Raw genomic sequence first — 14,566 nt, 5'->3', positions numbered from 1 at the left:
GACGAAGGGCCAGCACGGTTCTGAGGGAGGCCGGTGCAGTACTGCGCCGGGACTACCAGGCTGGCCTGCGGCTGCGGGAACGCAGGCGATCAGCTCATCTTTACGGAGGTTACTCACATGGGACAGCTTGAAGGCAAGACTGCCGTTGTCACCGGCGGCGGCACCGGAATCGGTCTGGCCACCGCCATACGGCTGGCTGCTGAGGGCGCGTACGTGTTCATCACCGGTCGGCGCAAGACCCAGCTGGATGCTGCTGTCGAGACCATCGGAACAGACAAGGCCACGGCGGTGGCGGGTGACATTTCAAACATGGCTGACCTGGACCGGCTCTACGACGCGGTCCGGACCCGGGGCCAGGGTCTCGACGTGCTTTTCGCGAACGCGGCGACCGGTGCCTTCGTGCCATTGGAGCAGACCACCGAAGAGCACTTCGACCAGACCTTCGGCGTCAACGTACGGGGCACGCTGTTCACCGTACAGAAGGCGCTTCCGCTGTTCAACGAAGGTGCTTCGGTAATCCTGAACGCCTCCACCGCCGCCGACAACGGTATGGAGGCGTTCGGCGCGTACGCGGCGTCCAAGGCCGCCGTCCGGTCCTTCGCACGGACGTGGGCCAACGAACTCAAGGGCCGTCGTATCCGGGTCAACTCGGTCTCGCCGGGCGGGATCGACACTCCCGGGCTCACGGACATCTTCGGTGGTGAGGAAGCGGTGGCCGCCGTCAAGGAGCACGTCGCTGCGACCGTGGCGATAGGCCGTCTGGGTCGCCCGGAGGAGATCGCCGCGGTCGTGGCGTTCCTCGCCTCCGAACAGAGCAGCTACGTCCTTGGCGCCAACTGGTACGTCGACGGCGGCGAGAACCAGATCTGAGAAGCCCGCCACTCACTACTTCGGTTGTGCGGTTTGGAGGAGGACGTTCGTACGGCGCTCAGCACGCCGCCGTTGGAGGGGGAGAGACACTGCAAGCCGGCGGTTGAGTAGGTCGACGGCCTTGCCGAGCCGCTCACCTCATCGAGCCAGCGGCGACGTGGCGGGGAGGTTTGGTGATCGCCGAGGGTCGGTCTTCCTGGCTCAGAGGCCCGAGCCTGCGGTGGCCGGACTCCATGTGTGCGGCCAGACCGGGGCTGGTCAGGCAGTGGCCGCTTCGCTTGCGTGTGCCTGCCGCGGCAGAAGAGTCTTCTGAACCATCTCAAGGCCGACCCGAAGCAGGTCGACCTGTCGACCTCGTGCCGGGCTTAACTCGGGACGTGACGGGGCTCCGCTACCACGCCACGGGTGTGACAGAGCTGGAACCGCGTACGGAGCGGGCCCAGGCCCTGTTCCGCCTCAGCTAAACCCGCGGCGTCGGCCGAGCCGAATTGCCGCAGAGTTCCTGCAGATGTCGTGGGGAGGGGCGCGGTCGGTCGTGTCGCGTGTTGGTGGTCGTCGTCGCGGGGGAGACGACGACGCCGATGCCAGCTCGGCCCCAGGCGAGTTCCTGGCCCACATACGCACAGGTCAGAAAGAGCGCGGCGCATCGGCCGTTCAGATGTCCAGGAAGAGAGACTCCGGAGCGTGAACGCCCTGGACTTCTCCCGGGCGGTGGTCGACGTCTCCCACCTCAGGGCGTCAAGGGGAGCCAGTAGGGCAGTAAACGTCACCTGATCGCCGACGCTATCGGCATCCGCCCCGCCGCTGCCTTGACTGGCGGCAACCGCGACGAGGTCGCTCAACTGCTCCTGCTCCTCCAAGCCGTGCTGCCCGTGACGGCTAGCACGGCCCGCCGTGGCACGTCCATATGCTGCGCGCCCTACGCCAAGCTGCCCTCGACTACGACCTGTTGGATGGAACCCCCGCGGAATGCGACCGGGCCGGCCTACTTCCACTGAGTCGCGGTAACTGCTGCGCACCGACCCGTACGGCTGCCCGCAAATCGGGCAGACCGTGGTGGTGTTCCGCCGGGTACAAGGACGGAGTCCGAACGTTCGGCAGGTTGTGAGACGGCGCATCTGTGCTTTGAACCTGGGTGCCCGCCGCCCGGTCAACTACCAAGCGCTGCCAGGGCAGTCGAAGTGGAATATATTCCTCTTTTGGCTATTTGAGGATGCTACCGCCGTCGACTACGGCCACGTTCCCGGTGACGTAGTCCTGTTCCATCAGGCTGACATAGACCTTCGCGACGTCCTCCGGGTCGGCCACCCGGCCCAGTAGGGTGTCGCCTCCGGCACGGTCGAAGAGCAACTTCTGCGCCTGTTCCGGCATGTTCGACCACAACGGCGTGCGCACTACGCCAGGGGCAACGACGTTGACCCGGAGCGGGGCGAGTTCGGCGGCGAGCGAGCGGGCGGCGGCGATGACAGCCGCGCTGACCGTGGACCCGAGCAACTTGCCGGTTCCGCCGTGGAATGCGGCGGCACCGCTGGTCAGCGTCACCGAACCGGAGCCGTGGAGAGTCGCAAGCGCGCGACGCACGGTGTCCAGAGCGCGGAAGAGGCGGATATCGAAGAAGTCATGAGCCTGCTGGGGGTCGTAGTCAGTGATCACGCCGCGGACAAGAGCGTCCCCTGCGGTGTAGACGAGATGGTCGAACGCCCCTACCTGGGCGAAGAACGACTCCAACGACACGGCCGAGGTGACGTCGACCGGCAGCCCGTCTGCGTGGCCGGGGAGCAAGCTGAGCGCCCGCTTCACGGACTGCTCGGAGCGGGATCCGACGATCACCTGTGCCCCAGCCTTGGCCGCCGCCTGGGCGACGGCCAAGCCGATGCCGCTGGTACCACCGATGACAACGACACGAGTTGAGGGCGAGAGAGACACGAAGAACTACCTTTCGACGGGGTCTCTTTCAGCCTCCCCTCTGCCGCGCCGGCTCGTCCAAGACCGGTTAGTTACCAACTGATGCCGGGCCGGCATGAGCAATTGCCGAAGGCTCGGCAAGTAGCGTTGACCGGGCGGTCTCCACCAACTCGCGTAGAACAGCGGATCGTCGGCGCGATTCGACCACCAGACAGACCCTCGCCTCGGGCAGGTCTGTCACACGTACAAAAGCCAGGTCCGGGCGGTGGTAGTAGCGCGTAGCGGACTCCGGGATGACGACGACGCCTCGTCCCGCGGCGACAAGCTCGAACTTCTCCTCCACGGTGGGGGAGACGGCGATAGCACGGTCGCGCTCCAGCCCTGGGGGAGCCGCCGCTCCGCGCCACCCCGGAACAGCCTTGACCGGCTGCAGCAACACATCGCTGGCAAGATCCGCGAGGCGGAGTCCGCTCATGCCGGCTCGCGGATCGTCGATCGGCAACGCGACCGCGCGACCCTCGGAGTGCAAGTCCACGACTGTCAGGCCCTCATCGTCGAACGGCCGGTGCGCGAAACTGGCATCGAAGCGACCATCACGCACAGCGGTGATTTGTTCGCTCCACGAGCTCCTCACGACGTCCACCCGTAGACCTGGGAAATGCTCCTCCAAATGGCGCACCACCGGAGTGAGGACAAGGCCGGGCATGAAACCGATCGTGACACTGCGGCCCTCGCGCTGCGCGCCCCGAACGCGCCGCTGGAGCACTTCGGCCGAGCGCAGCAGCTCCCGCGCGTCCTCACGGAGAAGCTCGCCGGCGGGCGTCAGGCACGTTCCCCTCCGTGAACGCTGGAAGAGTGTCACTTCCAGTTCTCGTTCCAGGGCGGCGATCGAACGGCTCAGCGCCGGCTGCGCGATGTGCAGTATCTCGGCGGCCCGACCATAGTTCAGCTCGTCGGAGAGGGTGAGAAAATACCGCAGTCGACGAAGATCCAGATCAGCCATACGCTTCATTGAAGCAGCCAAACCCCGGCGTTTGCCAGAGGGGGGGTTGGCGGTGCATGGGGTTCCTCTCCGGTACCGCAGCACGTGCGTGTCGTACGGGGAGGCCACAGGTAGTTGAGCGTTTGGTGCTGCCGAACAATTGATGGTCCCGGGTCAGTGGTCCACGATCTCATCGCTGCTCCCTGCCGAACCAGCATGAAGCGGACGCCCAGCGGGCTCGGCGTGATGGAACCCGGCGCGCACCTGACGCCACAGCCTGGCCCTCAACCCGCCCCGCGCCGAAAAGACCGACCTGGCCTATTCGTTGTGCTCAGCGGTGCCCGTACCGGTTGCGACGATGCAGTTCAGGGTGCACATGGTTTTTCGCAACGGACATTGATGTGCCTTTTGTGTGCGATTCATTGGTGATGCATGATGGCTCTGTTTACAGGTTGTAAGCGTGTCGGTGTGTTACCGGTTCCTTTTCGGCCCGGGGCGGTTTCGGGCTGTGTGGTGATGTGCCGATGTCGAATGGAATGAGAGTCATGTCGTATCTGTTGCACATTGATGCCACGTCGTTTGACGTCGAGTCGATCTCGCGTCGGGTCGCGCGTTCGTTCCTGGATGGCTGGACGGGTGAGGTGGTGCATCGTGATCTGGCCGCTGCTCCGATCCCTCACTTGACTGCGGCGGGTATTTCGGCGCGCCTGAATGATCCTGCTCGGTATACGCCCGCTGAGGCTGAGGCTGCGGCTCTGCAGGATGAGCTGGTTGAGGAGTTCCTGGGTGCGTCCGGATTTCTTTTCACGGTGCCGTTGTACAACTATGGGATGCCGTCGTCGTTCAAGGCGTGGTTGGACCAGACTGTTATCTTTGGGCGGACGTATTCGATGCCGGAGGGGCCCCCGCCGGCTGCGGGGCGCCCGGCTCTGGTGATTTCGTCGCGGGGTGGTTCGTACGGGCCGGGCGCGCCGCACGAGGGCCGGGATCACCTGATACCGAACCTGCGGGAGAGCATGGAGCGTGAGCTCGGTCTCGATCTGAAGTTCGTCACTGTCGAGTTCGGCCTGGCACCGGTTGTGCCGGTACTGGCCCAGTTCCAAGGCCTGCACGACGAATCACTGGCGCAGGCTCACGCACAGGCGCGCCAACACGGTGAGAACTTCACGCTGCGACAGAGCGCGGCCATGACGTGAGGCCGTCCGCCGGGACGGCTCGTACCGGTATCACGCGTCCGGGAGGCGCCGGTCCCCTGGGCAGTCGTCATGTCTCCCGTATCGGATACGGCGCGATGCAGCTGGACACCGCGCAGTTCTACGGCAACGGATTCGTCAACGAACTCATCCGTGACGTGCTGCGACCCGGAGATGGAGTGACGGTTGTCAGCAGGGTGGGAGCCGTACCCGACCCCAACACCCTCTACCCCCGGCTGGCATCGTCTGCGTGCAGAACGCCTACAGCCTCGTGACTCGCGCCAACGAGGACATGCCGCGCCTGTGCGCCGACGAGCAGATCGCCTGGGTGCCGTACGTCCCACTGGGCGGTGCTGTTGTCGGTTTGCCGAAGGTGGCCGAGGAATCCGCCGTCGTCGCAGTGGCCGAGGCGCTCGGCACCACACCGGCGCAAGTCGGCCTTGCCTGGCTGCTGCACCACGCCCCGAACGTACTACTCATCGTCGGCACTGCCGATGCCGTTCACCTTGAGGAGAACACGGCTGCGGGGGCGATCGCACTCGATGAAGCGAGTCGCGAGATCCTCGGCGCCGTTCCGTCACGTTCGCTGGACTTCCCCCGGGACTGACGCGTCCGCCGACGCGACGATCCATGGATTCCCACAAGCCTGGGGGCGCCTGCCCCGCCCCCAGGCTCCCATCAACGTTCACATGAGAATTCTCCAGCACTCACCGGGAGATCCACATGACCGACAGGGTTGTACCGAGCTACTCTCCGGCGGAGCGCGATCGCCGCTGGAACCTGGCGCGCACCTTCATGGACGAGGAAGGTCTCGATGCGCTGATCGTCTACGGCGAGCACGAGGACAACGGACCCGCGCCGTACTATTTCGACACCTGGTTCACGAATGACCGTCCCGGGCAGACCATCGTATTCCCGCGTAACGGCGATCCGATCGCGCTCGCATCGGTTCCGAGCTTCGTCTTCGACCACCTGGAGGGCGTGCGTCGCGGTGACGCCCTGTGGATCGCGGCGGACAACGTGCGCGTGGGCCGTGGCGCCGGCACGATCGCGGAAGTGCTCAATGAGTACGGGCTCGCCAAGGCGTCCATCGGGGTCGCTGGCCTGGAGCCGTACATCCCTGCGCATCCGGAGGGGATCATGCCCTCCGCACTCTGGGACGCCGTTGTGTCGGATTTTCCCGATGCCACGTTCAAGCGCGTCGGCGGGGGTCTCGCGCGGCTGATGATGCCGCTCAGCGAAGAGGAAGTTGCGGTCGTCCGCCATTCGGCGAGCATCGGCGACGCGATGGTACGGGCGATGGTCGACGCCGCACGGCCCGGGATCGGCGAGAACGAGGTGTATGCGGCAGGAATGTCCGCGGCCTACATGCGGGGGACGGCCGTTCCGCAGATGCACTTCTATTCCGGTCCGGAGCCGGTGGTCTGGGGACCGCCGCAGTGGGCCTACCGCCCGCAGGCTCCGCGCATCCTGCAGGAGGGCGACGTGATCACCTCAGAGATCTTCTGCCAGTTCGGCATGCGCGCCACGCAGCATCAAGTCGCCATCGCGGTCGGAGAGGTACACGAGGACATCGAGCGCGCCGCGCGGGTGGCTCGCGATTGCTACCAGGCAGGACTGGAAACGATGCGCGCCAAGCGACGTTTCGGTGACGTTGCCGAAGCGATGCTCGCGCCTCTCGAAGAGGCCGGCGGTTGGGTGAAGGGGCCGCAGATCCACGGCCTCAACCCGATCGCTGCTCTGTGCCGTGTCCCGATCGACTTCAGCCAGGTCGACGGTATCGATCGCTATCCTGAGGTCCCGGGAATTCCCACGCTGCTCGCCGATCTGGAGCTCCAGCCCGGAATGACTTTCGCATTCGAACCCAGCTGCGGATTCGGACGTAGGTTGGTCACCCTCGGCGGCACTGTAATCGTAGGCGACGACGAGGCGATCGAACTCAATCCGTACACGGCACAACTGCTGCAGGCCACGTGACAGACGGGCTCGGCGGATCGCGAATTCCCTCTGAGGGCGGGGCCTGCTTCTCAAGGGTACTGAGCTTGGCCGTGGGACGGGAGCGCAGCCCGGCCATGTGGCGGGGAATCGAATCGCTGTTGTGACAGTGGCGCACCCGTCCTGACGACAGGCTTGGCGACCCGAGTCGCTGGCGCGGTCCACCACGCCTTCCGGAGCGGGTGAGAAGCCTGTAGTTCCGAGTTCCGCATTACCTCCCGATCGAGTTTGTCTCCGAAGTTTGCCGACCGAATGAGAGAACGTGAAGAGCATCCTGATCCGCGGTGGTCACGTTCTGACGATGGACGCCGATCTGGGCGATCTGGCCGATGCCGATGTGTTCGTCCGCGACGGCCGGATCGTCGATGTCGGCTCGAATCTTCCTGCTCGAGGCGCAGACGTCGTCGAGGCCACGGGGAAGATCGTGGCCCCTGGCTTTGTCGACGGCCACCGGCACGCGTGGCAGAGCCTGCTGCACGGTCTCGCGACCGACTGGAGCTTCCCGAAGTACATGCGTTGGGTACGGGGCGGCTACGGCGGATGTTTTGATGCCGAGGACGCTTACCTCGCCAACTACCTGGGTGGCCTGGAAGCGGTGTCTGCGGGTACCACGACCGTTGTCGACCACAGCCACCTGCAGACGTCGGTCGAGATCGGCGAAGCGCTCGTGCGGGGGACGTGGGACAGCGGCGTCGGCGGCTATTTCGCCTACGCGTTCCAGAACTCCCCCGACTGGCTCGGCGACGGATACGAAGATGCCGACGCGCTCAACGACATGCTCACCCGCGCTCCGGACACATGGCACGACGAGAGCTTCCGCAAGGTTCGCAGGACGTTGGAAACGCTGGATGTCACCGGATCCGGCCGACTCGAACTCGGCGCCGCGCTACCGGAGATCGCCCCTTACCTGCCCGTCGACACAGTCCGCCCGCTCCTCGAACGGATCCGCGCACTCAACCCGGCGATGATCACCTCGCATTGGAACGCCGCTGTCCAGGACGGCCAGTACCTCTCCACCATGGGCACGCTGGTCGACGAAGGACACTTCGATGGCACGACCGTTCTGGCCCACTGCAACCAACTCAACAGAGACGACCTCGCCACGATGGCCCGCGCGGGTATCGGGCTGGCCACCACCCCCGGCACCGAGAGCGGGATGGGGCTCGGGCCGCTCATGGGCCGCCGACTCGTCGAGCGCGGAGGCCATGCCGTGCTCGGAGTCGACACAACCTGCTACGGCCAATCCGATCTGCTCGGCCAGGCGCGCATGCTGCTCGAAGCCGAACGTCGGGACGCCGCGGCCGCGGCCGGCTCCGTGCCTCAGGAACTGGTGTGGTCCGCTCGGGGTGCCCTCGAACTGGCGACCATCACCGGCGCTCGAGCCGTGGGGCTGGGTGACGTGGTCGGCAGCCTGACACCGGGCAAGCGGGCCGACGTGGTCGTCGTGTCGCCGGACGGCATCCGCAGCCGCCCCGGTGCCGACCCGGTGGCCACGCTGATCTCCTACAGTGGCCCGGGGGATATCGACACCGTCGTGATCGATGGCGAGTTCCGTAAGCGCGGCGGCGCCCTCCTCGGCGTCGACACCGCGGCCCTCGCACGGCGCTGTGCTCGCTCCGCAACGGTCATTCGCGAACGCGCCGCGGCTTTGCCACCTGTCGTGATCGACGGTGCGTGGAGGGGGATGTTCTGACGCAGCGGACTCGTATGCCAACGGATAGTCCTTCTTTCGATGAAGTCCAGCGCCGCACCCGAACGCGTATGGCCAAGCCCCGCACCCCCGCGACCGGCACCCTGCCGACGCCAGCACCTGCACCGTCACGGTCTCCCACCCGCGCGCCAGCCACCTGCGCCCCACGCCGCTCTACCCCGTCACCGCCGACGCGACCGCGACCTGGTACACCGCCGAGGTGCAGCTCACCGTCTCCCTGCCCCGCCCCGGCACCGCCGTCCTACTCGGCCTCGACGTGGCGCCACCGGCAGAGGGCTGCGAGGCGTGACGAGGCGGGGGTGCTTCTGCTCGTGCGGAGGAGGGGGCCGGCCGCAGGCGAACATGCTGTTGCTGTGACAGCCCGGCAATATCGGCAAGAGGATGTACGACGACCTGCGCCGGGCGCGGCCTTCGAGAGCGAGTCGGAGGGGTGGCCGTGGCGCGGACGGTAGCGCGTCACCGGGTCAAGACGCAGGTCAGGCGCCTGGGAAAATAGTCACTTCATGGCTGTAGAGGACGAACGAGCGGGATGGGTCGTAGAAGCCGCCGGACTCGACGGAATGCTCCCGCAGTGACCTCTCGTAGGTGGGGAAGTGAGTCAGCGCCTCGTCCGGGGAGGCGTAGTACGCGGCGGCGACCCCTTCGTATACGTGCTTGCCTCGACCGCCGAAGTGACGCAGCACCTTTTCGGCTCCGGGGACCTGCCGGTGCTGGATGTATCCGCGCAACGCTCTGGCCTGTGGCTCGTCCTCGGCCAGTACTTTCCCGTGCGTGGTCTGCCACAGCTCTGTGAAGCTGTCCAGGTCCAGCCCTTCTGACATGCGGATGAAGTGCAGCACCTTCACCCGGCCCTCCTCCGACGACAGCGGGCGCATGAGTACCGAGGGGCGGGCCAGCAAGGCCAGGGCGCTCGACATGTCGTTGAAGTGGGCGCCGTCGGGGCCGATGACCTCGCGGGTGTACGGGTCGGCCATCGTGGCAGCCAGTGCTTCCATGTTCTCGAAGTGCAGCTCGGTGACGGAGTCCCGGCCGAAGTCGGTCAGGTGCGTCGGGTCCTCCTCACTGCCGAATGACGCATCGAACACGTGGTTCTGGACGTAGCGTCGAACCTGGAGGGGATTCGCGGCGGCCAGGGATCCGTGCCCGTGCTGGAGGTAGTGCAGGAATGCCTGGTGTGTCATTCCCGGCTTGCGGCGGATGGCGGCGATCAGGTTCAGCATGATTCTCCAGCACGGGGGGCGGCGTCTCGGCCGTACAAGGTGCCATCGGCACCGACGACTGCCGTGGCGTCGCGCAGGTCCGGCTCGCCCGGGGCCTGCGCCGACCTGGCAGCGTGCGGGGGAGCTCCGGTGCCGGGTTGAGACGACTATGGGCTACCGGGCAGGGCGTGCCTAGCCCCCGTCCGATCGAGATCGACGATGCGGATCATGCACCTTTTGGATTCCGCAGGCAGAACGCGGGGCTCTCTCCATCAGCGGGGGGGCCTGCACCGGGGTTCGCCGCTGCGGCGATACAGCCGGGCGTGGACGTGGTCAGCTCCGCTCCCGCGCGGGTGACGGTCTCACGCAGCCTGATGTGGGCCGCGTCGTGGATGTGGACCACCGGGACCCCGACGGTGATCTGCGCCTCTGGCTCGCCACTTCGACGCGATTACCGCGACCGCTACCCACTGTGTGCCGACGTTGTCACCGCTCCCTGCTGAACCTCCCGGACCAGCTCGCGGCGTCGGCATGCGGCCGGTACCGCTACCTGGACGCAGCCTCGCTCGTCACTCTCTCCAAGCCGGGCGCTCCCTCCGGCAGACGGGCAAGGGCGAGGCGTAGGAACGCCTGAGCGGCGGGTGAGGTAGGGGCCGGGTCGCGGTGGGCCAGGGCCAGAGGCTGGAGTGCCTGCGGATCGTCGAGGCGCAGGACGCAGTCGGCGTGGTCGGCGGGAACGATGGCGTCGGCCACAGGCCGGGGCACGACGGTCACCCCGATGCCCTCGAACGCCAGCTTGGCGAGGTCTCCCGCACTCCGCAACGCACAGACCCCCCGGCGGCGTGCTCGCGCGCGGTCGAAGGCGGCATCCACCTGCGCGCGCAGTCCGGTGTCCGGACCGCATTCCAGGAAGCGTTCGTCGGCCAGCTTTCCCAGGTCCGTGACGCCGGTCCCGCGTAGGCGGTGCCGGCGGCCCACGACGGCCACGAGCGGCACCAGACGGAGCAGGTGGTACTTGATGCCCTGGGGCAGCTGGTGCTCGTGCAGGGCGATGACGGCGACCTCGAGTTCGCCGGTCAGGAGCTGGGCGGCGGCCTCCACCCCGTCGGTGTCGGAGAGGGTGACCTCGACCGCGGGGTACGCCTCTTGGTACTCCCGCAGCAGACCGAGCTGGTCGATGCTTCCGGCCGTGAGCGTGACCGAGCCGATGCGCAGACGACCGCGCACGGGTCCGTCGAGCGAGGCGATCTCGGCGTGCATCTCCTGCACGGACCTGAGCACCCGTCGCGCGCAGGCGACGAAGGTCTGGCCGGCCTGAGTGAGCCGAACGTTGCGGCTGGTCCGTTCGAAGAGGCGGGTGCCGACCTCGCGTTCGAGCTGGGTGATCTGGTGGCTGAGCCCGGACTGCCCGATGCGGCAGCGCGCCGCGGCCCGCGTGAAGTTGAGTTCGTCGGCGATGGCCACCGCGTACTCCATCTGCCGCAGATCCATCGAAGACTCCGATCATTTCATGCATGTTTCGCTGTTGGACGCCGAGGATGCGGCAGGAGCATCATGGTCGATACGAGCTGATCAGCTCACTTTCATGAGGCCCGAGCCCGCACGCGGCCGCTGCTATCACCGGGCATCGATCATGTTCTTCGCTTGATCCAAGCTTGCCATAGGAGAGAGAGCCATGGCCACCACTGCAACGACGCAGCCGAGCGGGACGCCCGGGCAGCAGCCCGTGGGCACCCAGCCGCCGCCGGAGACCATGCAGTACCCGGACACCCCGAAGTTCCGGGGGTTCTTCGCTCCGTCCCGGATCGAGGCGGACGTCTACGACCTGGAGGTCGAGGGCCGCATTCCGCCCGAGCTGTCCGGCGCCTTCTACCGCGCGGCCGCAGACACCCAGTACCCCCCGCGGTTCGCGAACGATGTCTATATCAACGGCGACGGCATGATCCACATGGTGCGGTTCGAGAACGGCCACGCCGATCTGAAGACCAAGTTCGTCCGCACCAAGCGTTTCGAGATCGAACGCAAGGCCCGCCAGGCCCTCTTCGGCGCCTACCGCAACCCCTACACCGACGACCCGTCCGCGGCCGGCATCGACGACGGCAACGCCAACACGTCGATCATCTGGCACGCGGGCAAGCTGCTCGCGCTCAAGGAGGCGGCCCTCCCGTACGAGCTGGACCCGGTGACGCTGGAGACGAAGGGCGTCTACGACTTCTCCGGTCAGATCCCCGGGCGTACCTTCACCGCGCACCCCAAGCACGATCCGCGCACCGGCGAACTGATCGCTTTCGCGTACAACGCCAGCGGTCTGCCGGACAAGCAGATCCATATCTACGAGATCTCCGCCGCGGGCAAGGTCACCCGCTCCCAGACCTTCGAGGTCCCTTACTCCTCGATGGTGCACGACTGGCTGGTCACCCGGGACCACTTCGTCTTCACCATCTCGCCCATGGTCGCCGACCCCGAGCAGCTGAAAAGGGAGGCCCAGTACTTCGTCTGGGACCCTAACCAGGAGACCTACGTCGCGATCATCCCCCGCGACGAGGGAGTGAGCGGCATCAAGTGGTTCCGCAGCGAACAGCTGATGGAGACGCACTCCCTCAACGCCTGGACCGACGGCGACACCCTGGTCGCCGACCACTTCACCACCAAGTCCGGCTGGTTCTCCCAGTTCCCGATCACGACCGTCGGCCCGCTGCCCGAGAAGCCCCCGTTCCTGCACCGGTGGACTTTCGACCTCAAGGGCGGCGCGAAGCACTGGGACGACGCCTCCGACACCTACCGCAGCGAGCAGCTCATCTCCTCGCCCGGCGACATGCCGCGGGTCGACCCCCGGATACTCATGGAGAAGAACCGGCACGCATGGGTCGGCGGCATGCACCCAGACGTGCCCAAGTGCGAGGTCGGCCCGATGGGCCCGCCCTTCAACTCCCTCATCCACCGCGACGACCACACCGGCGAGACGACCTTCTGGGCCCCCGGCGAGCACGCCGCACCCGAGGAGCCGGTCTTCGTCCCGAAGACGGCGGACGCCGCCGAGGGCGAGGGCTACCTGCTCGCGCTGATCGGCCGACGTGACCAGAACCGGCACGACCTGGTGATCCTCGACGCCCTTGACATCGCCGCCGGCCCCGTCGCCACCGTGAAGGTCCCGTTCCGGCTCCGCTACGGCTTCCACGGCACCTGGGTCCCCGACAGCGAGCTGCGGAAGTGACCGGGCCGATGCGCCTGACGCGGTATGGCCACGCATGCGTTCGGCTGGAGCGGGACGGCATCGTCATCGTCGTCGATCCCGGTGTGTACTCCGATCCGCGGGCGCTCGACGGCGCCCACGCGGTGCTCGTCACCCACGAACACGTGGACCACTTCGCCGAACCGGTACTGCGCGCGGCGGCCGCGGCCGACCCCGCCCTGCGGATCTGGGCCGACCGCTCCGTGGCGGACCGGCTCGGCGGCCTCGGTGGCCAGGTCTCGGTCGTCGGTCACGGGGACGCCTTCGACATCGCCGGCGTCGGCGTCGAGGTACACGGCGAGCTGCACGCGCCAACCCACCCGGACCTGCCCCGGGTCACCAACGTCGGCTTCCTCGTGGGAGACACGGAAAGCACGATCTTCCATCCCGGCGACGCGTTCACCGTGCCCACGCGCCCGGTCGAGACGCTCCTCGTGCCGGTCCACGGCCCGTGGTCCAAGACCGGCGAGGTCATCGACTACGTCCGGGAGATCAAGCCTCGCCACGCCCTGTCGATCCACGACAGCGGTCTCAGCGAGGGCGGAAACATGCTGGTGGACGGCTTGCTCGACGCCGGTGTACGCGACTCCGCCATCGGCTACGTGCGGGTGGCCGCCGGAGCTGGAATCGAGCTCTCGTGATGGTTCCTTCGACAGAAGCCGCGGAAGCCGCAGAGGCTTCAGAAGACCGGAGGCCCGCGATGGGATGGTTGGGGCTCGCGGAGCGCCGCGCGCTCGTCATCGGGGCCGGAGGACTGGGCACCGCCTGTGCACGTGCGTTGGCGGAGGCCGGTGCCAAGCTGGTGATCGTCGATGCGGACTCGGCTCGGCTCAAGGTCCTGCACGACGATCCGGCCTTCGCGGCTGCCGACGTGCGGACCCTCACTGTCGACCTGACCTCGTCCGGCGCGTGCGAGTGGGCGGTCACGGCGGCAGCCCGCGAACTGGGCGGCCTCGACCTGCTGGTGCACGCCGTGGGAACGAACGACCGCCGCCCTGTCGTGGACACTCCGGACGAGGTGTGGGACCGCATCGTGACCCTCAACCTGTCCAGCGCATTCTGGACCGGCCGCGCGGCCGGCCGGCTGATGTGCGAGGCCGGTCACGGCAGCATGGTGTTCTTCTCCTCCGTCTCCTCCCGGCTCGCGCACCGTCACCACGCCCCGTACGCGGCGTCGAAGGGCGGCCTGGACCAACTGGTGAAGGTGATGGCCCGCGAATGGGCCGCCGACGGCGTCACCGTCAACGCTGTGGCCCCGGGCTACACCGAGACCGAGCTGACCAGCGCCTACCTGGCCAAGCCCGGAATGCGCGAGGAGATGACGAGCCTGGTCCCCGCCGGGCGCCTGGGCACACCTCAGGACGTGGTCGGCGCCGTGCTGTTTCTCTCCTCGTCCCGCGCGTCCTTCGTGACCGGTCAGGTGCTCTACGTGGACGGTGGCCGCACGCTCGTCTGACCGTTCCTTGAGTCACGCAACCG

At 67.1% G+C, this 14,566-nt stretch carries 11 protein-coding genes and 1 pseudogene; 8 read left to right on the top strand and 4 right to left on the bottom strand.

Annotated elements, in window-relative coordinates; translation table 11 throughout:
* Window positions 1–117: 117 nt before the first annotated feature.
* Window positions 118–870: an SDR family NAD(P)-dependent oxidoreductase gene (locus ACWD4O_RS12205; protein ID WP_351902317.1), complete on the top strand. Its 753-nt coding sequence runs from the start codon at window positions 118–120 to the stop codon at window positions 868–870.
* 1,203 nt (window positions 871–2,073) lie between these two features.
* On the opposite strand, the gene ACWD4O_RS12200 is transcribed toward ACWD4O_RS12205, so the two are convergent.
* Window positions 2,074–2,796, bottom strand: coding sequence for an SDR family oxidoreductase (locus ACWD4O_RS12200; RefSeq protein WP_398426585.1), 723 nt, complete (start codon window positions 2,794–2,796; stop codon window positions 2,074–2,076).
* Between the two features lie 67 nt (window positions 2,797–2,863).
* On the bottom strand, window positions 2,864–3,778 hold the full coding sequence (locus tag ACWD4O_RS12195; protein ID WP_398426586.1) for a LysR family transcriptional regulator: 915 nt from the start codon (window positions 3,776–3,778) through the stop codon (window positions 2,864–2,866).
* Between the two features lie 524 nt (window positions 3,779–4,302).
* Here ACWD4O_RS12195 and ACWD4O_RS12190 point away from each other — a divergent pair.
* From ACWD4O_RS12190 to ACWD4O_RS12175, 4 genes and pseudogenes are all read left to right on the top strand, one after another.
* Window positions 4,303–4,953, top strand: coding sequence for an FMN-dependent NADH-azoreductase (locus ACWD4O_RS12190; RefSeq protein WP_451279635.1), 651 nt, complete (start codon window positions 4,303–4,305; stop codon window positions 4,951–4,953).
* Between the two features lie 95 nt (window positions 4,954–5,048).
* Window positions 5,049–5,557, top strand: a pseudogene (locus ACWD4O_RS12185) (aldo/keto reductase).
* A 116-nt stretch (window positions 5,558–5,673) separates the two neighbouring features.
* On the top strand, window positions 5,674–6,927 hold the full coding sequence (locus tag ACWD4O_RS12180; RefSeq protein WP_351902329.1) for a M24 family metallopeptidase: 1,254 nt from the start codon (window positions 5,674–5,676) through the stop codon (window positions 6,925–6,927).
* Between the two features lie 280 nt (window positions 6,928–7,207).
* Window positions 7,208–8,638, top strand: a complete 1,431-nt coding sequence (locus ACWD4O_RS12175; protein ID WP_451279634.1) for an amidohydrolase family protein — start codon at window positions 7,208–7,210, stop codon at window positions 8,636–8,638.
* 494 nt (window positions 8,639–9,132) lie between these two features.
* Here the strand turns inward: ACWD4O_RS12175 and ACWD4O_RS12170 are convergent, their stop codons facing one another.
* A complete protein-coding gene (locus tag ACWD4O_RS12170) occupies window positions 9,133–9,876 on the bottom strand; it encodes an EthD domain-containing protein (RefSeq protein ID WP_351902334.1) in 744 nt (247 codons plus the stop codon).
* Window positions 9,877–10,401: 525 nt separating this feature from the next.
* Entirely contained in the window at window positions 10,402–11,346 is a 945-nt protein-coding gene (locus ACWD4O_RS12165) for a LysR family transcriptional regulator (RefSeq protein ID WP_351902337.1), read from the bottom strand.
* Between the two features lie 184 nt (window positions 11,347–11,530).
* Here ACWD4O_RS12165 and ACWD4O_RS12160 point away from each other — a divergent pair, with 184 nt between their 5' ends.
* Genes ACWD4O_RS12160 through ACWD4O_RS12150 form a run of 3 tightly spaced genes read left to right on the top strand, consistent with a single transcriptional unit; the run spans window position 11,531 to window position 14,543 of the window.
* Window positions 11,531–13,069 (top strand): carotenoid oxygenase family protein, encoded by a 1,539-nt coding sequence (locus tag ACWD4O_RS12160; protein WP_351902340.1) that lies wholly within the window; start codon window positions 11,531–11,533, stop codon window positions 13,067–13,069.
* A gap of 8 nt (window positions 13,070–13,077) precedes the next feature.
* Window positions 13,078–13,728: an MBL fold metallo-hydrolase gene (locus ACWD4O_RS12155; RefSeq protein ID WP_351902343.1), complete on the top strand. Its 651-nt coding sequence runs from the start codon at window positions 13,078–13,080 to the stop codon at window positions 13,726–13,728.
* 59 nt (window positions 13,729–13,787) lie between these two features.
* The gene (locus tag ACWD4O_RS12150) at window positions 13,788–14,543 is read left to right on the top strand and encodes an SDR family NAD(P)-dependent oxidoreductase (protein WP_351902346.1); all 756 of its coding nucleotides are present in this window, start codon (window positions 13,788–13,790) and stop codon (window positions 14,541–14,543) included.
* The last annotated feature ends 23 nt before the right edge of the window (window positions 14,544–14,566 follow it).

The sequence above is a fragment of the Streptomyces sp. NPDC002623 genome, from assembly GCF_053592635.1.
This window is presented reverse-complemented; position numbering and strand designations above follow the sequence as displayed.